We start from the raw sequence: 23852 nt of genomic DNA, 5'->3' as shown, positions 1-23852 counted from the left end.
ATGTTGTCGGCCACCACCCGCCCCGTTCGGTTGTCCAGGGCGAGGAATCCCCCCGGGCCCGGCTGGGCTTGACCGGAACCCTGCTGCTGTTCGAGCGCCATGAACGTCACGCCTGCGGCGGAGGCGACCGGGGTCATCGGCCGAGGGTTCGGGCCGTCCTGGCGCCAGCGGACCCGTCCCGTGTCCCCGTCGATGATGACGGTGCGCTGGCCGCTGCCGATGAGCGCACGGGTCTGCGGGTCGAACGCCCACGTGCGGACCTGGTCGACCCCGAACCCGTACTGGTCGCCGCTGACCTCCGACAGCGGGACGTCGGTGCGGCGCTGCCCGGTGGCCACGTCGATCTGCCGGAGGCGTCCGCTGGTCGTCCTGAGCAGCACGTTGGTTCCGGCGGTGGCCACATGCACGGCCTTCGGCACCCGCCAGACGACCTTGCCTCCCTGGGCGAGGTCGACGGCTCTGACTCCGTCGTCGAGCACCTTGTCCTCGCGCATCACGGCCTTGTCCCCGACGACGTCGTACAGGTCGTCGTTGTCGTAACTCGAAGGAACGTCGACGGGGCCGCCACCGCTGATCGGCTGGAAACGCGTCGTGCCTTTGGGCTCCCTGTCCGGAGTGCCCTGCCCCTTGGTGTGCGAGATGGCGTACCCGCCGTCGAACGTCCCCCGGTCCCTGTGAGTGATGCGGTCACCGCCGCCGTTGGGAGGAGTTCGCCAGAGTCGCCTGCCCGTGGTGTCCAGGACCAGGTCGGTGAGCTGCTCGTGTTCCCCCCAGGTGCCGGAGGCCGGGACCCGCTCGATGAAGCGCACCACCGCCACCGGCCGTCCCTGAACGATGTCCCGCAGGAGACGCACCGGTTCGCCACTGAGCAGGGTGGGCTGCTCGACCACGTCGAGCTGATGCCGTTGAAGGGTCTTCCCTGTGGCGGCGTCCAGCACGGTCACCTGATATCCCTGGTGAGCGCTGAGCATCGCCACGGCGTTGCCGTAACCGAGCAGCACCGAGGCCCCTGGGCTCGGCGCACTCCACACCGGCTTGCCCTCCACCCCCGGAAGCACAGGGCCGTTGTAGGGCACCTCGGTCTTCCGGCTCTCCGCCCTCGGCGTCTTGTCGTCTCCTCCACCGCAGGCCGCCGCCCCCACCATGACCAGCACGACAAGGGCGATACGACTTTTTGCGATCATCACGACCTCCCGGAGAACACGGCGGCTCACCCCGTCCGCCGCATCTTGTCAATGACCCCTTCGACCGTCACCCCGCCCCCGCCAACGGGCACGAACGCACGCCCGGACGCGGTGCGGCGCGCGCCACTTCTACCGCACCGAGTCTCATGGTCGTCCAGATCAAGCTCCGGCCTGCCACCACAGCCCGGAGTCGCCCTGAAAGCCCTCGCACAGGCCTGCGCGCCGAGAACCTGAACTGTCCAGCTTTGCGCACCTGGCCGCCGTACACGCCGATAACCCCGCCGCCGGTGGCTACTTCGTGCAGCTCACCTAATCGGCGGCACACAGCGACACCGACGACCGCAGTCGGCTGTCGACGAATTCGGGCCACGCAAATCGACCGGAATGAGGGAAAAGCGAGCCCGAAACGATTGAGGACACCCGCTGTCCTGACAAAGACCCATGACGCGCTCAGGCCCTGCGCCTTAGCCTGAGGAATGTCGAGACGTCCAGGAAAGGTGCAGCGCCTATGTCCGGCACGATCGGCGAACGTCTCAGGCTCGCCCGGCGCGAGCGCGGCATGACCCAGGAGGGTCTCGCGCAGGCCGCCGGTGTCAGCGTGGACCTGGTCTCCAAGCTCGAACAGGGACGCCGCGAATCGGCGCGCATCACCACGCTGGCGAAGCTGGCCAACGCCCTCGACGTCGAGATCTCCCACCTGGTGGACCGGCGCGACCGGCTCGGCGCCGACCGCGACGGCGGCAGCGTCCTGGCGGTCCGGGACGTGCTGTTGTCGCCGTCCCTGCTCCCGGGGATGGACACCGACGACGACGGCGAGCCGACACCGCTGGACGAACTGGAACGAGCGGTGTCCAGAGCATGGGGCCACTACTGGGCGGGCGATTTCGGCGAAGTCCTCGCCGCCCTCCCCGGCCTCATAGGCGAGGCCCGCATCACTCACTCGGCGCTGGGAGCGCCCGCCGTCCAGCCGTTGGCACTCGCCTACGCGCTGGCGTCCAACCTCATGACGCAGATCGGACGAACGGACCTCGGTCTCGTAGCGGCCGAGCGGGCCATCATCGTGGCGCACACCGGCAACGACAAGTTGCTGTGGGCCACCATGCACGCCGAGTACTCGTGGGTTCTGCTCCACCAAGGCCGCTACGCCGAGTCGGAGAGAGTCGCCGCTGACATGGCGGTTCGAATCGAGCCGTCGTTCCGGGACGGCGAGAAGGAAATCGCCGCGTGGGGCAATCTGCTGATGACCGCCATCGCTCCGACCGTCGCCCAGGAGCGCACGCCCGACGAGTATTTGCGGCTGGCCGGAGCGGGTGCCGAGAGGCTGGGGCGTCGTGTGCACGTCTATCACACGTCCTTCGCCCCGCCCACCGTGGCGATGCAGGCGACATATGCCTACAGCGTCCTGAAAAAGCCGGGCGAGGCTCTGAAGGCCGCCAAGCGGATCCGGCCGCCGTCGAAAGACCATCCGGGCGACCTGAAGGGCATCTCCTGGGGCGCACATCTGATGGACGTCGCGCAGGCGAGATTCGATGCCGGGCATCGAAGCGCGGCGGCGGCGACGCTGCTGGAAGCCCGGGAGGTGGCGCCGGTCTGGTTCCGGCACCAGCGGATCGCCCGCTCGTTGACGAGAGACATCCGCGAGACGGAGAGGCGGCTGACCCCCGCCACCCGCGAATTGGCCAAGGCGCTCGGCGTCGACGACTAACGCTCCAGTCCATTGACCATCGTCCCCTTGAGTAGGACGCAGTGACCTAGCGTGACCGGATGCGGACGGTGACGTCCGCACATCCTGTCCCTGGCACTCACGACCGATCACCGTGAGTCTGTGACGCGTGACGCAGTGCATCTCATCGACCACGACCGCCACGGGCCCCGCACGCCGGTCCGGCTCGTCCGCCGAGAAGGCACGGGCGTGGGAAGAGACCCGCGTGAGGATCGAGCGCGAGCTCATGCGGCGTTTCCCCGGGGCGATCGCGGGCTACGGCGAGTACAGCCGTGAGTGGTTCATCTTCGACCGCGCGGGCCGGACGTTCTACGCGCCGACGCCCGAGCAGCTCGCCCACCAGGTCATACGCGCCTGGCAACGGTCAGCGGGCGCGGTGCCGAGACCGGGAGCGCGCGGCTGAGATGGGTGACATCTCGCGGATCAAGGCAGCGCTCCGGGAGGAGTTCCCCGGCTGGTCGATCCTCCACACAGACCGGCACCGATGGTGGGCCACGCGCGGCCCCAAGCCCGGCGAGCAGGTCAACAACGGCGAGTCGGCTCTCGACGCCGACACCCCCGAGGAACTGCGCCGGTTGCTGCTGAGAGTCAACGACACCTAGACCCCGGGGCCCCGGGACCTGACGGCGCCGGCCGGGGCCCCGGCCGGCGGCGGCGCGGCCCCTTCCCACCGCGCCGCCGCCACTCCCTCCACGCCCACACCCAGGCGACGCAGTCAGCCAAAGCCCGCGCGGTCTGGCCGCCACGCCGTAGTTTGAAGTCGGCGGCACGCTGAGGAGGTGCGGGGCGGATGGACGACAACGTCACCATGGGGGCGCGGCTGCGGACCCTGCGTCGTCTGCGCGGCATGTCGCTGGAGACGCTCGCCGGGCTCTCCGGGCTGTCGAAGGGATACCTGTCCAAGGTCGAGAACGGCAGGCGCGCCCTGGACCGCCGGTCCCACATCTCCGCGCTCGCGCACGCGCTCCAGGTCTCCGAGACCGACCTTGTCGGCGGTCCTCACCTGGGACGCGGCCCTGCCCGATCCGACCCGCACGCCGTGATCCCGCCGATCCGGCTGGCCCTGCAGACCAACTCGCTCACCGCCCCCGCCGTGGAACGCGCCCGGCCGCTGGAGCAACTGGTGGCGGAGATGCGACGGATCGAGCCCTATCACCAGGCATGCGACTACGTCACGGTTGGCCAGGCCCTGCCCGATCTGCTGGACGAGCTTCACCTGCACGTCGCCGCCCCCGCCGACGAGGCCGCCTCCAGACTCGCTCTCGAAACACTCGTGCAGGCGTGCACCGCCGCGACGTTCACGACCAAGGATCTCGGCTATCCCGACCTGGCGCACCTGGCGGCCGTACGTGCCGAGGAGGCGGCCACGCTCCTCGACGATCCCGTACGGCGCGGTGAGGCCGCCTTCTGCCGCGTGCACACGATGCCACGCGCCGGTTCCTGGAGGCGCACCCTCCTCGCCGCCGAACGCGCCGCGGCCGCGCTGCAACCACATGCGGACAGTCCGCACGGCAAGCAGGTGCTGGGCATGCTCGCCCTGACCGCGTCGCTGGCAGCGGCCGTGGACCATGACGCCGCCCGCGCGGGCGACTGGATCCACGAAGCCGCCGACCTCGCGTCACACCTGCCCGACTCGCCGGACGAGAACTGGATGAGCTTCTCCACCACCAACGTGAACGTGTGGAACGTGGCCGTCAACGTCGAGTGCGGACAGCAGGGCGGCGGCGTCATGGAACTCGCCGGGCGCGTTGACGAGACAAAGCTGGCGCACAGGCGTGGCCGCCACGCCGCGTACCTCGCCGACGTCGGGCGCGGCCTGGCCCGCGACCGCAGGACGAGACATGAAGCCGTTCGCTGGCTGCGCCGCGCCGAGGCGGCAGCACCGCAGTGGATCCGCAACCACAAGCCGGTGCAAGAGACTGTCGCGGTCCTGCTCAGCCAGGCCCACATCGAAGCAGCCGGCCGTGAACTACGCGGCCTCGCCGCCCGCATGGGCATCCCGCACTGACGACTCCGCCGACCCGCCCCGCGGCCGGACGGACCGTTCGCCATCTCCTTCTGACCTGGAAGAGCCTCATGCGCAGCGACTGGACCGACCTGCCCGAGCAGCTCCGGCACCAGATCGAGGCCGGCACCGGCCCGATCACGCGGGTCGTCCCGGCGCCGGCGGGCAACCACGCGGACATCGCCGCAATGGTGCGCACGGCCAAAGGGCGGATGTTCGTCAAGGCCGCACGGAAGTTGGCCGACCGCGACGGCCCGGAGGTGATGTCGTTGCGTCGCGAAGCCGCGGTCAACCCGCATGTCACCGAGTTCGCCCCCCGGCTTCTGTGGCAGGCCGAGGCCGGAGGGTGGCTCGCCCTCGGGTTCGAGCACGTCGACGGACGTCCCGCCGACTTCTCCCCCGGGTCGTCCGACCTTGAGATCCTGGCCAAGACCGTTCACGCCCTCCAGGCCACGCCCTGCCCGGACGTGGTCCGGATGCGGGTGGAGCGGCGCTGGTCCTCGGTCGCCGAGGACGTCTCCCCGATGGCCGGGAACGCGCTGCTGCACGCCGACCTCAACGAAGACAACTTCCTCATCGCTTCCGGCGGCCGCGCCCATCTGGTCGACTGGGCGTTCGTCTCGCGTGGCGCCGCGTGGGTCGAGCTGGGCCTGCTCATCCCCTGGCTGCTCAAGGCCGGCCACACACCCGCCGGGGCCGCCGACTGGATCGCGCAGTTCCCGTCCTGGGGTGACGCGGAGCCGGCGGACATCGACCTGTTCTCCGAAGTGTTCGCCGAGAAATGGCGGATCAGTGCCCAGTCCAACACCGCAGAGTGGGTGGCCCTGCACGCGCGCCTCGCCCGACGGTGGGCCGACTACCGGCTCGGCAGGCAACCGTGACCGACCGAATCCAGCACTGAGATGGGTCGGCCAAGGAGACGTTCAGCGCTCGGGGCGCCCCCTGCTGAACGAACCCTTCTCCCTGGGTGCGGGGCCGCTCGCCTATGGTGGGTTGATGAAGGTTGCGGTGACGGGGGCGTCCGGGATGATCGGGACGGCGCTGGTCCGGAGCCTGGAGGCGGATGGGCACCAGGTGCTGCGGCTGGTCCGCCGGGAGCCCGCGGGGCCGCGGGAGGTCCGGTGGGAGCCGGGCGGGACGGCCGACACCGAGGCGCTGGCCGGTGTGGACGCGGTGGTCCACCTGGCCGGGGCCGGGATCGGCGACCGCCGGTGGAGCGCCGCCTACAAGCGGGAGATCCGCGAGAGCCGGGTGCGCGGGACGCGGACCGTCGCGGAGGCCATGGCGCGGTTGCGCCCGCGCGTGCTGGTGTGCGGGACGGCGATCGGCTTCTACGGGGACACCGGTGATCGCGAGGTCGACGAGACCGCGCCGGTGGGCGGCGGATTCCTGGCCGGTGTGGTCCGGGACTGGGAGGCCGCCGCGGCACCGGCCCGGGAGGCGGGCGTCCGGGTCGCGTTCGCACGCACCGGGGTCGTGCTGGGACGGGGCGGGCTGGTCGGCAGGATGCTGCCGCTGTTCAGGCTGGGCCTGGGCGGCAGGCTCGGCGACGGGCGGCAGTGGATGAGCTGGATCTCGCTCGATGACGAGGTGGCGGGGCTCCGGTTCCTCCTGGACGGCGATCTGGAGGGTCCCGTCAACCTGACGGGGCCGCGGCCGGTGACCAACGCCGAGTTCACCCGGGCGCTGGCGCGGGCCGTGGGGCGGCCGGCGGTGCTGGCGGTGCCCAAGCCGGCGCTGCGGCTCGCACTCGGGGAGTTCGCGGACGAGGGGGCGCTGATCAGCCAGCGGGTGCTGCCCCGGAGGCTGGAGGAGGCGGGGTTCGTCTTCGAACACGCCGATGTGACCGCCGCGCTCGCGGCGGCCACATCCAACTGAGCGGCTGGCTCACCATCGCGGGACAGGGGTTGGCTCTTCGGGGGCAGAGGGGAGTTGGCTCTTGCGGGTGACGGCTGTTCGAGGGCGCCGTTTCTAGCGTGGGTCGCATGATCAGACACGTGGGAATGCTGAGCGGGGCCCTGGCGCTGACGGTCGCGTTGACGGGGCAGCCGGCGGTCGCGGACTCGGAGTACGCGGAGCTGCGGCAGGTGGTGCGGCGGTTGACGGCGCAGGACGGCGCGGTGGGCGCGCAGGCGGTGGTGGACGGGCGGCACGGTCGCACCGCCGTCGCCGAAGGAGTGGGAGACCTGCGGACCGGGGCGCCGATGCCGCGCGGAGGGCGGTTCCGCATCGGCAGCCTCACCAAGCCCTTCGTGGCGACGGTGGTGCTCCAGCTCGTGGGCGAGGGCAAGGTGGACCTGGACGCGCCGGTGGAGGACTACCTGCCGGGGCTGCTGGGCGACGGCGCCGCCGAGAAGCCCGTCACCGTACGGCATCTGCTGCAGCAGACCAGCGGCCTGCCCGACGTCCTGGACCATCTGCCCCCTTCGGAGCTGATCAACGATCGGTTCCGGCACTGGGAGCCGCGGGAGCTCGTGGAGATCGCCCTCAGTCATCCGCGCCTGTTCGAACCCGGTGCCAGGTGGGACTACTCCAACACCAACTACACGCTGGCCGCGATGCTCATCGAGCGGGTGACCGGCCGCACGTACGGGGAGGAGATCCACCGGCGCATCCTGAAGCCGCTGCGCCTGACGGACACCTCCGTACCCGGCGATCGAACCGGCATCCCCGGGCGCCATCCGCGCGGATACGTGCGGACGGGGACACAGCTGCTCGACCTCACCGAACTCAACCCCACGATGGCGGCGGGATCCGGAGACATGATCTCCAGTGCCCGTGACCTGAACCGCTTCCTGGCCGCGCTGCTGCGCGGCGGCCTGCTGCGGCCCGCGCAGCAGCGCGAGATGATGACGACGAGACCCACCGGCAACGAGTCCGGCGCGGAGTACGGGCTGGGCCTGCAGAAGTTCCCGTTGAAGGGCTGCGACGGCGAGTTCTGGGGGCACGGCGGGGACATGCTCGGCTTCACCGCCCGCTCCGGGGCGACCGTCGACGGCAGGCAGGTCACCGTCATGGTGAACCTCAATCCGGGCGGCACCCGGGCACAGAAGGACGATCACGAGGCGGCCGTCTCCGCCGCTCTCTGCGCGTGAGCGTCACTCGGCCGGCGAAAGGGCGGAGGAGTCCCTCGGTGTAGGCGGCGCGGGGCCGCGGGCCGGTCGCGCCGCCGCTGATGATCATGGTCCTGGTGGGGCACGGTGTCGGCCCATAGGGTCGGGGGGCGATACCGATCATGGGGTACCCCGGCGCGGGACGGCAGAAGGCGCTTTCATGTCCACTACGCGGTACTCGCGTCGTTTCGCAGGAGTCGCGTCGCGCCGTGGGGGGCATAGGTGATCCGTCGCGCCGCGATCCGGCGCGTGCGGTCGTCTCCCGTGCGGGAAAGGTTCATGGCGGAGGCGGACGGGAATCGAACCCGCCTGTCCGAGAACCTCGGACACCGCGACTTTGAAGGTCGGGGGGGCCACCAGGCACCCAGACGCCTCCAGCACCGGCGCATACCCGGGCTGACGGCCATCACACCGAGAAGAGGGAGCGATGACGAGGACCGAAGGTACCATCCGGCTCACGCAGTACGCGCGGGGCGGCGGGTGCGCGTGCAAGATCCCGCCCGGCGAACTGGAGGACGTGGTGGCGGGGCTGGCCGTCGCGCCCAGCGCGTCCGGCGCGGAGGTGCTCATCGGCCTGGAGACCGGCGACGACGCGGCCGTGGTGCGGGTGCCGGACGACGGCCCGGCCGTGGTGGCGACGGCGGACTTCTTCACTCCCGTGGTGGACGACCCCTACGACTGGGGGCGGATCGCCGCGGCGAACGCGCTGTCGGACGTGTACGCGGTGGGCGGGCGTCCCCTGGTGGCGGTGAACCTGCTGGCGTGGCCGCGGGACGTGCTGTCGTTCGACCTGGCGCGGGAGGTGCTGCGCGGGGGGCTGGACGTCGCGGCGGAGGCCGGCTGCCATGTCGGCGGCGGCCACAGCGTGGACGACGCCGAACCCAAGTACGGGATGGCGGTCACGGGCATCGCCGACCCCGGACGGCTGCTGCGCAACGACCGGGGGCGCGCCGGGCTGCCGCTGTCGTTGACCAAGCCGCTCGGCGTCGGGGTGCTCAACAACCGGCACAAGGCGACGGGTGAGGTGTTCGCGGAGGCCGTGCGGACGATGGTCACGCTCAACAGGGACGCCTCGGAGGCCGCGCTCAAGGCGGGGGCCGAGTGCGCCACGGACGTGACCGGGTTCGGGCTGCTGGGGCACCTCTACAAGCTGGCGCGGGCGTCGAACGTCACGGCCGTCGTCGACGCCGCGGCCGTCCCGTATCTGGACGGCGCGTGGCAGGCGGTGCGGGACGGGTTCGTCAGCGGTGGCACGCGGCGCAATCTGGCGTGGGTCGACCCGCACACCGATTTCGGGAACATCGACGAGGAGACGCGGCTGCTGCTGGCGGACGCGCAGACGTCGGGCGGCCTGCTCGTCGCGGGCGAGATCCCCGGCGCGCCCGTGATCGGCGAGCTGGTCCCCCGGCGGGAGCACACGCTGGTCATCCGGTAGCGCGTCACACCTCGGTGCCGGTGGTGTCGGTGATGCCGGCGCGTTCGCGGTAGGAGCGGACCAGGGCCAGGGCCTGCGGGCCGCGCGGGCGGCGGCCCGGGCGGATGTCGCAGGTGATGGCCTTGGTCTCCTGAATGTGGGTGTTCGGGTCGAGCGCCATGTGAATCAGTTCGTTGGCGGCGTCGCCGGTGCTGTAGCCGTTCGGGCCCCAGTGGTAGGGCAGGCCGATCTGGTGCAGGGTCCGGCCGTTCACCGTCAGCGGCGTCATGCGCTCGGTGACGAGGACGCGCGCCTCGATCACGTTGCGGGCGGAGATGATGGTGGCCCAGCCCAGGTGTTCCAGGCCGCGTTCCCGTGCCAGCTCCGGCGACACCTCGCAGAAGAACTCGGGCTGGAGTTCCGCCAGGTACGGCTGCCAGCGCGACATGCCTCCGGCCGTGTGGTGTTCGGTGAGCCGGTACGTGGTGGCCACGTACGGATACACCTCCGACCCGACGGGCTGGTAGCGGTTGTCGGGGTGCGGGGGCGGCAGGTGCCGTACGGGGTTGCGCTGCTGCCCGTAGAACGGGTTGGTGAACGGCGAGTCCTGGGGTTCGTAGTGGGCGGGCAGGGGGCCGTCCACGAGTCCGCTGGGGACGTACAGCCACGCCTTACCGTCGGCCTGCATGATGAACGGGTCGTTGCCCGCGAGCGCGTCGGCGGCGCGCGCGTCCTCCGGGGGCTTGTAGTCGGGGGCCTTGTCGGGGACGAAGTCGGGCACGTCGTGGCCCGTCCAGCGGCCCTGGGAGGCGTCCCACCAGACGAGGGCCTTGCGTTCGCTCCACGGCCTGCCGTCCGGGTCGGCGGACGCGCGGTTGTAGAGGATGCGGCGGTTGGCGGGCCACGCCCAGCCCCATTCGGGGGCGACCCAGTTCTGGTCGCGGCCGGGCTTGCGGCGGGCGGCCTGGTTGACGCCGTCGGCGTAGACGCCGCAGTAGATCCAGCAGCCGCAGGACGTGGAGCCGTCGTCCTTGAGCTGGGTGTAGGCGCTGAGCGGACGGCCGTCGGCGGCACGGCCGTTGACCTCGGCGAGGACGGCCTCGGCGTCGGGTTCGGCGATCTCCCCCTTGACCGGGTAGTCCCAGGTCAGGTCGAGGACGGGACGGTCCATCTCGTCGGTGGACCCGGCGAGCTTGGCCCGGATGAGGCGGCCGAGGTGGTAGGTGAACCACAGGTCGCTGCGCGTCTCGCCCGGCGGTTCGACGGCGGCGTGGTGCCACTGCAGCATGCGCTGGGTGTTGGTGAAGCTGCCGTCCTTCTCGGTGTGCGCGGCGGCGGGCAGGAAGAACACCTCGGTGGCGATGTCCTCGGTGCGCAGCTCGCCGGTCTCGATCTCCGGGCCGTCCTTCCACCAGGTGGCCGACTCGATCAGTGAGAAGTCGCGCACGACCAGCCAGTCGAGGTTGGCCATGCCGAGCCGCTGCATCTTGGCGTTGGCGGATCCGACGGCGGGGTTCTCCCCCATGAGGAAGTAGCCCTTGCAGACGCCGTCGAGCTGGGCCATGACCGTTTCGTAGGTGCTGTGGGAGCCGGTCAGGCGGGGCAGGTAGTCGAAGCAGTAGTCGTTGTCGGCGGTCGCCGCGTCCCCCCAGTACGCCTTGAGCAGGCTGACCAGGTAGGCGCGCATGTTGCCCCAGAAGCCCTTCCGCGCCGCCTCGGCCTGCACGTAGGTGTCGAGGTCCTCGTGCGCGTGCGCGTGCGGCATGGGGATGTAGCCGGGCAGCAGGTTGAACAGGGTGGGGATGTCGGTGGAGCCCTGGATGGAGGCGTGCCCGCGCAGCGCCAGGATGCCGCCGCCGGGGCGTCCGATGTTGCCGAGCAGGAGCTGCAGGATCGCCGCCGCCCGGATGTACTGGACGCCGACCGTGTGCTGCGTCCACCCGACCGCGTAGGCGAACGCGGTGGTGCGGTCGCGACCGGAGTTGCTGGTGATCAGGTCGCAGACGGTGCGGAAGACGTCCTGCGGGACGCCGCACACGCGCTCGACCATCTCGGGGGTGTAGCGGGCGTAGTGCCGCTTGAGCAGCTGGAAGACGCAGCGGGGGTGCCGCAGCGTCGGGTCCCGTTCGGGGTGGCCCTCGGCGATGGAGGGACCGCCGGATCCGGCCGCCTCGCCGCGCGCCGCCTCGGCGACCTCGGGCTTGACTGCGCCCTGCGTGCGCCTGTCGTACTCCTGGTCGCGCTGCCCCGCGGCCGCCTGCATCTCCAGGCCCTCGTACTGCCAGGTGGCGTTGTCGTAGCTGCGGCTGTCGGGGTCGAAGCCGGAGAACAGGCCGTCCAGGTCCTCGGTGTCGCGGAAGTCCTCGCGCAGGATGACCGACGCGTTGGTGTAGGCGACGACGTAGTCACGGAAGTACGCGTCGTTTCGCAGGACGTGGTTGATGATGCCGCCGAGGAAGGCGATGTCGCTGCCCGCGCGCAGCGGCACGTGCACGTCGGCCATGGCGCTGGTGCGGGTGAACCGCGGGTCGATGTGGATCACCTTGGCGCCGCGCGCCTTGGCCTCCATCACCCACTGGAACCCGACCGGATGGCACTCGGCCATGTTCGAGCCCTGGATGACGATGCAGTCGGCGTTCGCCAGGTCCTGCTGGAAGGTGGTGGCGCCGCCGCGTCCGAACGAGGTTCCCAGACTGGGAACGGTGGAGGAGTGTCAAACGCGCGCCTGGTTCTCGATCTGTATCGCGCCCAGGGCGGTGAACAGCTTCTTGATGAGGTAGTTCTCCTCGTTGTCGAGCGTGGCGCCGCCGAGGCTGGCCACGCCCAGCGTCCGCCGCACCCGCTTGCCGTCGACCTCCCACTGCCAGCCGGCGCGGCGCGCCTCGATCACCCGGTCGGCGATCATGTCCATGGCGGTGTCGAGGTCCAGGTGCTCCCAGTCGGTGCCGTAGGGGCGCCGGTACAGCACCTTGTGCTCGCGGGCCGAGCCGGTGGTGAGCTGGAGGCTGGCCGAGCCCTTGGGGCACAGGCGGCCGCGCGAGACCGGCGAGTCGGGGTCGCCCTCGATCTGGGTGACCTTGTCGTCCTGGACGTAGACGTTCTGCCCGCAGCCGACCGCGCAGTACGGGCACACCGACTTGACCACGCGGTCGGCGGTGTTCACGCGGGGGTCGAGCCGTTCGCTGCGGCGGCTCTTGGCCGCGGCGCCGCGTCCCAGCGGGTCGTCGCCGGTGAGCTGCCGGTAGACCGGCCAGGACTCGATCCATGTGCGGACGCCCATGTCAGTCCTTTTCCGTCCTTTCGTCGGTCTGCTGCCTGTTACCCCTGCCGGGCGGACGAAAACCCCCGGCTTTCCAGGCGTTCCCGTTGCGGGACGACGGTGTACTTGGGGTCCTGGGCGGACGCGACGCCCGCGTGGAAGACGCCGAAGCGCAGCGTCGCCGATCCGGCGATCAGCGCGGCGCCCGCCGCCGCCGACAACGCCCTGGACCTGACGGCTCCGGACAGCACGGCCAGCCCCGCGCCCGCCGCCGTCAGCGCCTCGGAGGCGCGCATGAGACGCCCCGCCCTGCCCTGCTCCAGGGGCTCGGCCGCCAGCCCCATGCGCCGCTTCATCACCTGCGTCACCCCGAGTTCCGCGGCGGCGCCGAGGACGCCGGCGCGCCGTGCGGGCTCGGCGGGGGCGAAGATCAGGCCGAGGCCCGCCGCGGCCGCCGCGCCGGACCCGGCGAACAGGAACGGCATCTGCCGGTACCCCTCGTGCCACGACGGCACGGCGGTGTCGCACACGAGCACCGCCGTGTAGGTGGTGACGCCGGGGCCCAGGACGGCCGCGCCCGCCGTGGCCAGCGAGCCCAGGCGCGGGAACCGTCCCGTCACCTCCGTCACGGCGGCCGCCCCGGCCAGCGGCCCGTAGCCGAACAGCAGCCACGACCCCATGCTCATCGGGGAGGTCGGCTTGGCCACGCGCAGCATGTTGAGGAAACGCGCGGGCCGCCCCAGGTCGTGGACGAGCGCGACCAGCGACAGGGAGATGGCGCCGAGCGCCCCCACCTTGGCGGTGCGGGCAAGCGCGCGCTGCCCTGTGGCGTGGGCGCCTGCGGCGAGCAGCGAGGAGCCCCCGGCCAGGCCGCCGAGGAACAGGTATCCGGCGATGTCGAGCGGCTTCCACACGGGCTTGTTCAGCACCGGCATGCCGTAGTAGGAGGTGAAGTGCGCCTCCGGCACCATGACCTGTTCGCCGCGCCGCCTCCTGCCGCGCCTGCGTCCCCTGCGTTCCGTGCCTTCCGCCTGCGTCATCGCGACCTCCGGCCCGCCCGCACGAAGCAGGCGGCCACACCCGCCGCCATCGTCACCGCCGCCACGGCGGCGTGCCGCCACATCGACGGCAGGTCCCGGGTGGTCACCACCGGGTCGGGCGGCAGCCCGTACACCTCGGGCTCGTCCATGAGCAGGAAGAACGCGCCGGCGCCGCCGACGCCGTCGTCCGGGTCCTCCCCGTACAGGCGGGCCTCGGGCTGGCCGGCGTCGTGCAGGGCCTGCACTCTGGACTCGGCGCGTTCACGCAGCTCGTCCAGCGGGCCGAACTGGATGGAGTCGGTGGGGCACGCCTTGGCGCAGGCCGGTTCCATGCCGACGCCCAGGCGGTCGTAGCACATCGTGCACTTCCAGGCGCGTCCGTCGCCCTTGCGCTGGTCGATGACCCCGTACGGGCAGGCGGGAATGCAGTAGCCGCAGCCGTTGCAGATGTCCTCCTGGACGACGACCGTGCCGAACTCCGTACGGAACAACGACCCGGTGGGGCACACGTCCAGGCATGCCGCGTGCGTGCAGTGCTTGCACACGTCCGACGCCATGAGCCAGCGCATCCCGGTCCCCGCGCCGGCCTGCAACTCGGACCCCGCGTCCGCCTGCAGCTCGGTCCCCGCGTCGGCCTGCAACTCGGACCCCGCGTCCGCCTGCCCCGCCGCCTCGAACACGTCCACCGGCTTGCGCTGCTCGATGAACGCCACGTGCCGCCACGTGTCGGCCCCCAGGCCCTGGGTGTTGTCGTACGACATCCCCGTCAGCAGCAGCCCGTCCTCGGGGACGGCGTTCCACTCCTTGCACGCGACCTCGCACGCCTTGCACCCGATGCACACCGACGTGTCGGTGAAGAAACCCACACGGGGGCGCTCGCCGGTCTCGGTCATGGCGTCGGAGTCCCCTCCGAGCGGCACCCCAAACGCCTGATGTGACCGAAAAGACATGATCACGGGCGGTGTCGCGGCTACAGTCGGGTCAAGAACGGTCCAACGCCATGACGGGAGGGCCTCCCGATGCCCGAGGACACCGGCATCGCCCGGGTGCGGCCGGCGCCATGAGCACGTCCACCCCCGAGCCCGGCACCTTCGAGCCCCCCGCGTCCGAGCCCGTGGTGATCGACGGCGGCGACCAGTCGTGCACCCGGCTGCTGCTCCAGCTGCGCGGCCGGCTCGCCGCCCTTCCGGCGGGGACGATCGTGCACCTGCTGGCGTCCGACCCGGCCGCGCCCGTGGACCTGGCCGCCTGGTGCCACCTGACCGGTCACACCTACCTCGGCCCGCTCCCCGACAGGCCCGGCACCCCCGGCTACGCGTTGCGCGTCAGCGCCTCCCCCCGCCCCACGGACCCCAAGTCCCCCTGGCGCCCGGCGACCACGGACTGACACAGGGCACGGCGGCCCTCCCCACCCGGGGCGGGGACGGCCGCGCCCTCACTCCGGCCGGGCATCGTCGGCCACTCGCCGGGCGAGCACCCTGTAGGCGTTCGACCGGTTTCCGCGCCGGATGACGGGCAGCAGCAACTGGTCGGTCACGGCGGCGGCGAACATCAGCGGGCCCGCCGCCACGTACACGGCGGTCCGCGCCGCCCCGCGCAGCCGCCGGGCGCGCGGGTCGCGCCAGGGCTTGCCGGGGTCCGGGACGATCCGGTGCGCCAGCAGCATCACGATCATCAGCAGCTCGACCGGCTGGTGCGCGGGGCCGCGTTCGACGGCGACCGCCCGGAAACCGCGCTCCTCCAGGCCCCGGACGAGGTTGCCGACCGTGACGAAGTGCAGGTGCTGGGGCTGGAACCAGGCGTGCCACCAGCTGCCCGCCAGCCGTCCCAGGGGCCACTCGGGGTCGGGGACCTCGATCAGCAGGTGCCCGCCGGGCGCCAGCACCCGGGCGGCCGCGTCCAGCTCCGCGTGCGGGTCGACGGTGTGCTCCAGGTAGTGGTGCATGCTCACCACGTCGTACTCGCCGGCGAGCTTGTCGGCCAGGTCGGGGAACAGGCCCAGGTAGGCGTGGTCGACCCAGCCGCGCCGTTCGGCCTCCTGGATGGACACGCCCATGTCGAGCCCGTCGAAGCGGGTGTCCGGCCAGACGTCGCGGGCGGCGTTGCAGAAGTGGCCGTGCCCCGCGCCGACGTCCAGCCACGCCCTGGGTTCGGCGTGGCCGCGCAGCATCCTGGCGCGGTCCCGGTAGTGCGGGCCCGCCAGGCGGAACCCGCGTTCGACCTCCGGGCCGCCGGAGCCGTCGTAGAAGTCCCGGTAGTAGAAGTCCAGGCCGGTGACGTTGAGCCGGGGGTTCTGGAAGACGTGCCCGCAGGTCCCGCAGCGCTCCAGGACGAACCTGCCCGGCCGGTGGTGCTGACGGTCGCCGCTGGTCAGCAGGTGACGCAGGTCGCCGCCACCGCACCAGGGGCAGTCGGCGCGGCGCTCCTCGAAGAACCGGTCGACGCCCTGCGCCAGGTCGGCGGCGTACTCGGCGCGCAGGGCGGGCAGCTGCGGGTCGGGGTCCTCGCGTTGGGCGGCGACGCGCAGCCACCGGAAGGGCGCGGCGACCGGACGGGACAGCGCGAAACGGCGCCGGTCGTGGGGGCGCAGCGGGGTTCCGGCGGTCGCCAGGTACGGCTGGGCGCACGCCGCGGCGAGCACCGCGAGCGCGGCCGCCGCGTCCCACCTCGCGGAGCCGCCGCGTCCACTCAGGCAGCGCGCCAGCGCGGCGCCCAGCGCGCCGAGCCCGAGGATGTTGCCGGTCAGGTAGACGGGCAGGTCGCTGGGCCAGCGGCGGCGCAGGATCCGGCGGCGGTCGGCGGCCGTGCAGCCGACCGGCGTGATGCCGGGGACCACGCACAGGTCGGTCGCGGTGGGGGCGTAGCACTTGAGGCGGGCGATCAGCTCGTCCATCTCCGCGGGGCTCAGCCCCTCGAACCGGGAGATCCCGGCCCGCTCCGCCACGTCGGAGTCGACGAGCACGGCGTGCGCGCCTCCCCCGCCGACCGCCAGGCGCGACCACCGGTACGTGGCGGGATCGACGCGCCGTGCCAGCTCCAGCGCGCGGAGGCTGTCCAGCCCGGACGGCACGAGGTCCAGCACCCGCAGCCCGCGGCTCCGGGCGTGGGCGGCGGCGGCCCGGCGGGTGGCGTCGTCCAGGCGCACCCCCTCGGCCGTGACGAAGCGGTGGCCGTCGGAAACGTCGGAGGGGGCCTCGTCACCGGACGGCGGCGGTGTCAACGGTGTCAGCTTCGAGGTCCTCGACCGTCGCCACAGCGCGTCCGCCGTGAACCCGGCCGCGGTCAGCAGCATGATCGATCGCAGTCGCATGTCGGTCCCTTTCGCGGGGGCTCGGGGCGGAGCCGGAGGCGCGTCCGCCCCGATGCGAGACCAGCTCGGCTGTGCAGATCATCCGCCTGTGGTTACCGGGCCGTAATACGGCCGATGCCAAACTCCGCGCGCCGGCTCCTCAGTTGGGTGAGTGTCCGGACGGGCGCCGTCCGCGTACCGGCGGGAGGCATGTGCGACGCGACCGCCGCCAGTCGGCCCGCTGACAAGAACCCGCGCCGACGTTGTCATCCGCGGGCGATGGCAGCCGCGCCGATCCGTCCTAGGGTCGCACCGCCAGTTCCACGGCTTCCGGAGACCAGCATGCGCACTGCCCGGTTCCTTCTCCTCACAGCGGTCTCGGCCGTGACGGTCGGCACGGCCACGACGGTGGCGGCCGCCCCGGCACCGCCCGCGTCCGCCGCCGCTCCCGCCGGGGCGCCCGCGGCCGTTCCGGCGGACGACGGCGCCACCGTCACCGCCGAGGAACAGTTGGACGAACGCACCTACGACCTGACCGTGTCGTCGCCCGCCCTGGGCCAGTCGGTCAAGGTGCGGGTGCTCGTCCCGGACGGGTGGTCGCGGGACGCCGTACGCACCTGGCCGGTCGTCTACGCCTACCACGGCGGCCGCGACACCTACGTGTCCTGGACGCGCAGCACCGACATCGAAGAACTGTCGGCGCGCCATGACGTGATGGTGGTCATGCCCGAGTGCGCGGACGGGGCGTTCACCGACTGGTGGAACTACGGCAGGGGCGGCACGCCCAGATGGGAGACCTTCCACACCCAGGAGGTCCTCCAGCTGATGGAACGCAACTACCGGGCCGGCACGACGCGCGCGGCGATGGGCATCTCGTCCGGCGCGACGGGCGCGACGACCTACGCGGCCCGCCATCCGGGCATGTTCCGCTACGCGGCGGCCTCCAGCGGCATCCAGCACATGACCAGGCCCGGCGTTCCCACGGCGGTCATGTTCACCCAGGCGTTCTTCACCGACACCGGCGACCCGCTGCGCGTGTGGGGCGTCCCCGGGATCGACGACGCCAACTGGCGGGCGCACGACCCGTACGAACTCGCGGCCAATCTGCGCGGCACCGGGCTGTACGTGTCGTCCGGCACCACGGGGCTGCCCGGCGAGTACGACGACCCGGCTCCATGGGAGCGGCTCATCGTCCAGTCCCAGGAGGTGCTCACCGGGGTGACGTCCCGGGACTTCATCGACCGTCTGCGCGCCCTCGGCATCCCGGTGACGTCGCACATCTACGGCAACGGCTGGCACGACTGGGCGACCTGGCAGCCGGAGATGCACCGGTACTGGCCACTGATGATGACCGCCTTGGGCGTCGCCGGTTGACACGCATTGGATCGGCCAGGCACGCGATGTCGCGTTCGTGCGGGGTGAGGGGTCCGCCCGCCTCCGCCGCGCCCGTGGCGAAGCCGCCGCGGACGACCACCCGGCAACGGATTAATCAGGAGGACGCGTCGGCGGCCACGCGAAGCACCGTGCGGACCTGGGTGATGATGTCGCGGCGGTTCTGCTCGAACGTCGGGTCGGTCACGGCCTCGTTCTGCCCGAACTCCAGCACCGGCGTGTGCAGATGCCCGCCCGGAGTGTCGAGGCCGAGACGGTCGCGCAGCAGCGTGGCGCGGTAGGCGATCTCGTTGGACAGGTAGTTGCCGCCGCCTCCGGCCCGTGCGGTGGACCCTTCGGTGGGGCCGTCGGGCCGCACGACGGGTGTGGTGCCGCCGGCCGGGATCTCGGTCACCTGCGTGTTGTCGTAGACCGGGAAACGTCCCGTCCGGGCCGCGGTGATGGCCTTGTACGGCAGCGTCGTGGTCGTCCACTGCGGCTGCGTCCCCTTGACGGGGATCATCTCCAGCTTGGAGACGTTCTCGTTGTCCGGCGATCCGCCGCGCCAGGCGCCGTTGTAGCGTTCGACGTCGAAGCGTCCGACGCGGCCCTGGCTGACGGTCGTGAACATGTCGACGCGCGGCAGGTGGGGACGCAGCGTCCGCTCGACCGTGCCGTCGGCGAAGTCCCGCCACCGCACCGGGAACACCGCCGTCTCGATCCGCGCGGGGCCCGCCGCCGTCCGGATGAGCGTGCCGTCCAACGCCAGCGCGGACGCCCCCGAGGGGTTGCCGATGCGGATGTCACGGTCGAGCGTGAACGGGTCGAACCCCGTGACCAGGATCTTCCGCACGCCCTTGGGGAAGCGGATCGAGTCCTCGCCGCGGGACGCGGTCTCCAGCCGGTCGATCAGCCGGTTCCGGGCGTCGCCGGGCAACGCGAAGGACGGCTGCCAGTTCCGCAGCTCGCGCGTCATGCCCAGCCGCGCCCAGTACAGGGGCCGGTCGTCCTCGCGGGCGAGGCCGTCGGCGGGTCCGCGGCCCTGCGCCCGGTCGACCGCGCGCCGCCACAACCGGTCCCCGTGGCGGGCGACGACCCGTTCGGCCTCGCCGTAGGTGCGGACGTCGCGCAGCGCACGGGTGAACTTCGCCGTCACGTCGTCGAATCCGCTGAGCCGGAGGATCTCCTGCGGCACCGCCCTGGCGAGCCGCTGCTCCTCGACCGTCGCCGTCTCACCGTGGGCCGGGACGGCCCCCGCCCACGTCACCGCAGCGACGACGACCGCCGAGACCCACGCCACGCGCATCGCGCACCCTCCCTGGAAGATCGACGGCCATTGTCGAAACCGTCCGGTCGCCCCGGCAACGGTGGAATGTGCCGAACCCGTCCGGCCCCGGCCGTCACTCCTGCGCGACGGCCGGGGCGGGGCGGTCAGTCCGACTCGATCTCCAACGCGGCCACCCGGGACCGCGCCGTCGCCATCGCCTCGTGGTAGCGGCTCTCCCAGTCCGGATCCGCGTCGGGGATCTCGGCGACGACCTGGCGTCCCAGTTCGGTGACCTGGTCCCCGGAGCGGGACACCCTGCGCACCACGACGACGGTGACGCCGCCGTCGGTCTCGGTGTGGGGCTCCCACCGCGGCGGCGTCGCCGCCCTGGGCCGCCCGCCCGTCACGCCGTACCAGAGCAGCAGCACGATGGCCGCGAGCAGCACCAGCGCGCCCAGGATGAGCAGAATCCGCACGGTCGCCTCCCGGTGACGTCGATCAGCGGCGGCCCGTCCCGTACAGGGAGCCGTTGGGGTTGCCCGGCGCGTACACGGTGATGCCCTGCGGCAGCGCCTTGAGCTCCTCGATCCGCGCGCACGTCGGGCACTTGTTGTACCCGTCCTGCCGGGCCTTGTTGGCCTGCGCCTCGGCCTGCGCCGACGCCACCTTGGCCTGCGCCTCGCTGACCTGCGCGAACGCCGCCTGCGCGCGGTCCACCGCCTCCTGCACGCGGGCGGGCAGCGTCACCCGGACCAGGTTGAAGTGCAGGTTGGTGAGGAACTTGCCGCCGAGGGTGTTCTCCAGGTCGGTGGCCAGGCTGGTGTTGATCGCGGTCTGCACCTTGGCGATGTTGGCGTTGTTGCTCTGCGCCTGCGGCAGGCCCGTGTTCGGCCGCTTGGCGGCGGTCGTACCGGTGTTCTGCACGAGCGCGCAGGACGACACCAGCTCGGCGCACCGGAAGCTGTTGATCTGCGTGCGCAGGTCGTTGTCGATGACCGGCCGGACGATCTGGTGCAGGAACGCCGACCAGCCCTCGTCGCCTTCCCAGGCGAAGTGGCTCTTGCCGTCGGGGCCGCGGAACTTGCGGGTGCCGAACTTGTCGTCGAACTTGCGCAGCGCGTCGTGGTCGAGGTTGAGGGTGAAGTACAGGACGCCCTCGATGCCCATGTTGACGCCGTCGCTGCTGGGCACGGTGACGACGTCGACGTTGCGCTGGTCGCTGTCGCCGGCCTTGGCGGTGATGGTGTAGAAGCGCTGCTGCGCCGGGTACCGGTGGATCTTCGACCACCAGCCGGTCCAGGTCCGGCTGGACGCGGGGTCCACGACCTGGCGGATCTTGTTGTCGTCGAAGAACCCGCCGTTGCGGACGACGGCGACCTCACCGCCGCCGGTGCGCTCGAAGCTGCCGAGCAGCCCCTTCAGCAGCGGAAGCCCGACCACGGCCAGCACGACCGCCAGCGCGATCGCGCCTCCCCGCGACATCCGCCGCCCGCCCCGCTCCGCCGTCCCAGTCCTCGCCCCTGCCATGATCTCTCCGTCCGTCCCGGCCCACGCCGATGATCAGCAATTGGTGCCAATAGGACGCAGATCACGTTCATCCGGTTTGCCGCGAACGGAAGCAACTCCCCCGACTCAGGCCAGGAGGTTGCGTAGGGCCGGGTAGACGTTCACGGCGTTGCGGCCGTGGATGAGGGAGATGGTCTCGTCGTCCAGGTTGAGGGCGGCGATGGCGCGGGCGTTGCGGGCGACGCCGGGCATGCCGGGCCAGTCGGTGCCGAAGATGAACTTGCGGGCCAGGCGGGACAGGTCGTGGCGGGCGTAGTACTCGGGGAGCCTGCGCGGCGGCAGGCCGGACAGCTCGATCCAGACGTTGTCGCGGGACAGGGCCAGGAACGCGGCGGCGTCGTACCACCAGCCGCGGCCGCCGTGGGCCAGGACGATGGTCAGGTCGGGGAAGTCGCGGAGCACGTCGTCGAGCAGGATCGGGTCGGCGAACTTGTTGGACGCGCCCGGGAACGTGCTCGTCCCGCAGTGCACGATGACGGGGATGCCCGCCTCGCGGCACACGTGGTACGCCGGGTAGAGGGCGTTGTCGGACGGGCTGAAACCGCCGTGCACCGGGTGCAGCTTCAAGGCGATCGCGCCCAGGTCCAGTTGCCGGGACAACTCCGCGTCGATCGGGTAGTGCAGGTGCGGGTTGACGTTGGCGACGGCGCGGAAGCGGCGCGGGTTGTGCTTGACCAGCGGCAGCACGTCCTCGATCGGCTGGGTGCCGGTGGCCTTGGGGCTGTACTCGCTGAACAGCAGCGCCGCGTCCACGCCCTCGGCGGCGAAGTGCGCGTCGAACCGTTCCGGGATGGGGGTTCCGTCGTCGTCGTAGAGGTCGGGCCAGGGGTTGGCGCGGCCGAACTCCTCGGCCCAACGCCGCCACGCGGGGCTCAGCGTGGGCAGGCGCGCGGCGTGCACATGCGCGTCGACGAGCAGCCGGCCGTCCAGCATCCGTCCTCCTGTAGGTGGGCCGTATCCGTAGGCTAGGTGGCGACTATTCCCTCGTCGGCGGCGGGTACAACGTCGGCGGGCCGCGGCGCGGCGGAGGCGCCCGCGAGGCGTTCGCGGGCCGTCTCGCGGACGGCGAAGCGGCGCAGCTTGCCGGTGGCGGTCTTGGGGATGACGTCGACCACCAGCACGTGGCGGGGGCGTTTGAACGCCGCCAGCCGCTCCCGGCACAGGGCGATCAGCTCGTCCGGGTCCACCGTGGCGCCGGGGGCCGGGACGACGCAGGCCACGGGCTTGTCCAGGCCGTTCTCGTCGGGCACCGCCACCACCACGACCTCGGCGACCGACGGGTGCCGGGCGAGCACCTGCTCGACCTCGGCGGGCGACACCCAGATCCCGCCCGCCTTGATCATGTCGTTGGAGCGGCCGAGGCAGGTGTGGTAGCCGTCGTCGTCCACCACGTACTTGTCGCCGGTGCGCAGCCATTCGCCGTGGAAGGCGCGGCGGGTGACGCCGGTGCGGCACCAGTAGCCGGTGGTGAGGGAGGGCCCGCGCACCAGCAGGTCGCCGGGCACGCCGGGCGGCACGTCGGCGCCGTGCTCGTCGACGACCCGCACCTCGTAGCCGGGGACGGGCATGCCGGACGTGCCGGGCCGTACCCGGCCGGGCCGGTTGGACAGGAAGATGTGCAGCGCCTCGGTCGACCCGATGCCGTCGAGGATCTCCACGCCGAACCGTTCGGTGAACCGCCGGTACAGGTCGGCCGGGAGCGCCTCCCCCGCCGACACCGCCAGCCGTACCGAGGCGAACGTGTCGGACGGCAGGTCGGAGGCGAGCAGCGCGGCGTAGAAGGTGGGGACGGCGAAGAACAGCGTGGGCTCGTTCTCGCGCACCCGCTCGGCCACGGAGGCCGGGGTGGGACGGGCCGGGTCGAGGATGGTCGTGGCTCCCGCCGACAACGGGAAGAAGCCCGAGTTGCCCAGCCCGTAGGCGAAGAACAGCTTGGCGACGGAGAAGCAGCGGTCGTCGGGGGTGATGCCCAGCACCTGGGCGGCGTAGGTCTCGGCGACGTGCCGCACGCTCGCGTGCCGGTGCATGGCCGCCTTGGGCGTGCCGGTGGTGCCGGAGGTGTAGAGCCAGAACGCCGGGGACTCGTCCCAGGTGTCGTAGGGGGCGGTGTCGTGGCCTTCGCCGCCGGCGAGCAGCTCGTCCCAGTCGATGGGCCGCACGCCGGGCGGGACGTCCGGCTTCGCGCCGTCGGTCAGCACCACGGACGTCACCTCGGGCGCCATCGGCAGCGCCTCGGCGGCGGCGTCGGCGAACTGCGGCGACACCAGGAGCGTGCGGGCGCGCGAGTCGCGCAGCAGCGCGGCCAGCTCGTCCCCGTGGTACATGGTCGACACGGGCACGGGGACGGCGCCGATCCGCATCCCCGCCAGCAGCGCGACGAGCAGTTCGGGGCCGTCGGCGGCGAACAGCACCAGCCGTTCCTCGGGCCGGACCCCGGCGGCGCGCAGCCCGGCGGCGGCGCGCCGGACGAGGGCGGCGAGCCGGGCGTAGGTGAGGGCGCCGCCCGGCCCGGCGACGGCGATCCGGTCGCCGTGGCCGAGCTCGACCTGCCGGTCCACCAGGTAGCGGCAGGCGTTGAAGGGTGCGGGACCGGTTCGGGGCATGGACTCGGGCATGGTCGG

20 protein-coding genes and 1 tRNA gene are annotated in these 23852 nt (G+C 72.0%); 10 read left to right on the top strand and 11 right to left on the bottom strand.

The window, feature by feature from the left end:
• Positions 1–1184, bottom strand: a 1184-nt coding sequence (locus ABD811_RS22475) for an outer membrane protein assembly factor BamB family protein (protein WP_344951003.1), incomplete at its 3' end; no start/stop codon positions are given.
• Between the two features lie 508 nt (positions 1185–1692).
• On the opposite strand from ABD811_RS22475, the gene ABD811_RS22470 reads away from it, so the two are divergent.
• From ABD811_RS22470 to ABD811_RS22440, 7 genes are all read left to right on the top strand, one after another.
• Positions 1693–2889: a helix-turn-helix domain-containing protein gene (locus tag ABD811_RS22470; RefSeq protein ID WP_344951000.1), complete on the top strand. Its 1197-nt coding sequence runs from the start codon at positions 1693–1695 to the stop codon at positions 2887–2889.
• Positions 2890–3112: 223 nt separating this feature from the next.
• A complete protein-coding gene (locus ABD811_RS22465) occupies positions 3113–3310 on the top strand; it encodes a hypothetical protein (protein WP_344950997.1) in 198 nt (65 codons plus the stop codon).
• 1 nt (position 3311) lies between these two features.
• The gene (locus tag ABD811_RS22460; RefSeq protein ID WP_344950994.1) at positions 3312–3509 is read left to right on the top strand and encodes a hypothetical protein; all 198 of its coding nucleotides are present in this window, start codon (positions 3312–3314) and stop codon (positions 3507–3509) included.
• Between the two features lie 188 nt (positions 3510–3697).
• Positions 3698–4915 carry a helix-turn-helix domain-containing protein gene (locus ABD811_RS22455; protein WP_344950993.1) on the top strand — a complete coding sequence of 406 codons (1218 nt, stop codon included), beginning with the start codon at positions 3698–3700 and terminating at the stop codon, positions 4913–4915.
• Positions 4916–4983: 68 nt separating this feature from the next.
• Positions 4984–5793, top strand: a complete 810-nt coding sequence (locus ABD811_RS22450) for a hypothetical protein (protein ID WP_344950990.1) — start codon at positions 4984–4986, stop codon at positions 5791–5793.
• A gap of 115 nt (positions 5794–5908) precedes the next feature.
• Entirely contained in the window at positions 5909–6790 is an 882-nt protein-coding gene (locus tag ABD811_RS22445; RefSeq protein ID WP_344950988.1) for a TIGR01777 family oxidoreductase, read from the top strand.
• 107 nt (positions 6791–6897) lie between these two features.
• Positions 6898–8007: a serine hydrolase domain-containing protein gene (locus ABD811_RS22440; protein ID WP_344950985.1), complete on the top strand. Its 1110-nt coding sequence runs from the start codon at positions 6898–6900 to the stop codon at positions 8005–8007.
• A 298-nt stretch (positions 8008–8305) separates the two neighbouring features.
• Here ABD811_RS22440 and ABD811_RS22435 read toward each other — a convergent pair.
• Positions 8306–8401 (bottom strand) — tRNA-Sec (locus tag ABD811_RS22435).
• A gap of 51 nt (positions 8402–8452) precedes the next feature.
• Between ABD811_RS22435 and selD the strand changes: the two genes are divergently transcribed.
• Positions 8453–9460, top strand: a complete 1008-nt coding sequence (gene selD / locus ABD811_RS22430; RefSeq protein WP_344950982.1) for a selenide, water dikinase SelD — start codon at positions 8453–8455, stop codon at positions 9458–9460.
• A 4-nt stretch (positions 9461–9464) separates the two neighbouring features.
• Here selD and fdh read toward each other — a convergent pair whose 3' ends face one another.
• Genes fdh through ABD811_RS22415 form a run of 3 tightly spaced genes read right to left on the bottom strand, consistent with a single transcriptional unit; the run spans position 9465 to position 14631 of the window.
• Complete coding sequence (gene fdh / locus ABD811_RS22425; RefSeq protein ID WP_344950979.1) at positions 9465–12719, bottom strand: formate dehydrogenase; 3255 nt, start codon at positions 12717–12719, stop codon at positions 9465–9467.
• Positions 12720–12757: 38 nt separating this feature from the next.
• Positions 12758–13738: an NrfD/PsrC family molybdoenzyme membrane anchor subunit gene (nrfD, locus tag ABD811_RS22420; protein WP_344950976.1), complete on the bottom strand. Its 981-nt coding sequence runs from the start codon at positions 13736–13738 to the stop codon at positions 12758–12760.
• Entirely contained in the window at positions 13735–14631 is an 897-nt protein-coding gene (locus tag ABD811_RS22415; protein ID WP_344950973.1) for a 4Fe-4S dicluster domain-containing protein, read from the bottom strand. Before ABD811_RS22415 ends, nrfD begins: the two co-directional genes overlap by 4 nt.
• A gap of 167 nt (positions 14632–14798) precedes the next feature.
• Here ABD811_RS22415 and ABD811_RS22410 point away from each other — a divergent pair, with 167 nt between their 5' ends.
• On the top strand, positions 14799–15125 hold the full coding sequence (locus ABD811_RS22410; RefSeq protein WP_344950970.1) for a sulfurtransferase TusA family protein: 327 nt from the start codon (positions 14799–14801) through the stop codon (positions 15123–15125).
• Positions 15126–15173: 48 nt separating this feature from the next.
• Here ABD811_RS22410 and ABD811_RS22405 read toward each other — a convergent pair whose 3' ends face one another.
• Positions 15174–17048, bottom strand: a complete 1875-nt coding sequence (locus ABD811_RS22405) for a class I SAM-dependent methyltransferase (protein ID WP_344950967.1) — start codon at positions 17046–17048, stop codon at positions 15174–15176.
• Between the two features lie 321 nt (positions 17049–17369).
• Between ABD811_RS22405 and ABD811_RS22400 the strand changes: the two genes are divergently transcribed.
• The gene (locus ABD811_RS22400; protein ID WP_344950964.1) at positions 17370–18401 is read left to right on the top strand and encodes an alpha/beta hydrolase; all 1032 of its coding nucleotides are present in this window, start codon (positions 17370–17372) and stop codon (positions 18399–18401) included.
• Positions 18402–18516: 115 nt separating this feature from the next.
• Here the strand turns inward: ABD811_RS22400 and ABD811_RS22395 are convergent, their stop codons facing one another.
• From ABD811_RS22395 to ABD811_RS22375, 5 genes are all read right to left on the bottom strand, one after another.
• Positions 18517–19704: a pyroglutamyl-peptidase I gene (locus ABD811_RS22395; protein ID WP_344950961.1), complete on the bottom strand. Its 1188-nt coding sequence runs from the start codon at positions 19702–19704 to the stop codon at positions 18517–18519.
• A gap of 125 nt (positions 19705–19829) precedes the next feature.
• Positions 19830–20141: a hypothetical protein gene (locus tag ABD811_RS22390; RefSeq protein ID WP_344950958.1), complete on the bottom strand. Its 312-nt coding sequence runs from the start codon at positions 20139–20141 to the stop codon at positions 19830–19832.
• Between the two features lie 22 nt (positions 20142–20163).
• Positions 20164–21192 (bottom strand): SPFH domain-containing protein, encoded by a 1029-nt coding sequence (locus ABD811_RS22385; protein ID WP_344950955.1) that lies wholly within the window; start codon positions 21190–21192, stop codon positions 20164–20166.
• A 105-nt stretch (positions 21193–21297) separates the two neighbouring features.
• The gene (locus tag ABD811_RS22380) at positions 21298–22164 is read right to left on the bottom strand and encodes an amidohydrolase family protein (protein WP_344950952.1); all 867 of its coding nucleotides are present in this window, start codon (positions 22162–22164) and stop codon (positions 21298–21300) included.
• A 32-nt stretch (positions 22165–22196) separates the two neighbouring features.
• Positions 22197–23846, bottom strand: coding sequence for a benzoate-CoA ligase family protein (locus tag ABD811_RS22375; protein WP_344950950.1), 1650 nt, complete (start codon positions 23844–23846; stop codon positions 22197–22199).
• Positions 23847–23852 lie beyond the last annotated feature (6 nt).

The organism is Actinomadura miaoliensis (genome assembly GCF_039536785.1).
Taxonomy (GTDB): domain Bacteria; phylum Actinomycetota; class Actinomycetes; order Streptosporangiales; family Streptosporangiaceae; genus Spirillospora; species Spirillospora miaoliensis.
This window is presented reverse-complemented; position numbering and strand designations above follow the sequence as displayed.